Origin of the sequence: Synechococcus sp. R6-10 (genome assembly GCF_047461815.1) — a bacterium.
GTDB lineage: Bacteria > Cyanobacteriota > Cyanobacteriia > Thermostichales > Thermostichaceae > Thermostichus.
Genome location: NZ_JANSHW010000587.1, coordinates 1 through 503, shown reverse-complemented (window position 1 = coordinate 503; position 503 = coordinate 1). Strand labels below are relative to the sequence as shown.

The 503-nt window shown below is 60.8% G+C and carries 1 protein-coding gene; it reads left to right on the top strand.

Going from position 1 to position 503, the window contains the following annotated elements:
• Positions 1-31: 31 nt before the first annotated feature.
• On the top strand, positions 32-503 hold a 472-nt coding region (locus NW837_RS14145), incomplete at its 3' end, for a hypothetical protein (protein ID WP_414332232.1).

The window sequence follows — 503 nt, the reverse complement described above, 5'->3', positions numbered from 1 at the left end:
CCTGTACCGCACGGCGTGCGAGATGGTTGCCATGACCTTCGACAGCGATGTGCACGGCTTCGCGCCTGACCCAAACAACTTGTCGGTCACCGTCTCGTGGAACAACGGCAAGATGCGCATCGCCTCAACGGGCGGGTTCCACTGGATCCTCAACGGCACGGTACCAGGGCTGCTGGAGATGTTGCAGCGCGGCGACCTCGTGGTAATGGATGTCACGGTTGTTTCCCCGCCGCCCGCAGGCTGGGGCAACATGATTATTGCCGTCAACACTGGTCCCGCAGGACAATCGGGCAACTGGAGCCAGATGAGCTACACCGCCGAGATTGCGTCGGGCAACAATACCTTCACGCGCACAATAGCGCTCGACTACCGAGACATCACCTACCACCCGACGCCCGACTACTGCCTGCTCAATCTCGGCATCAACTCGGGCGGTCCGTGGACGATTGAGGTGGACAACATTCGCATCTACCGCAAGGCGGTGGAGGGCGATGTGAACTGCG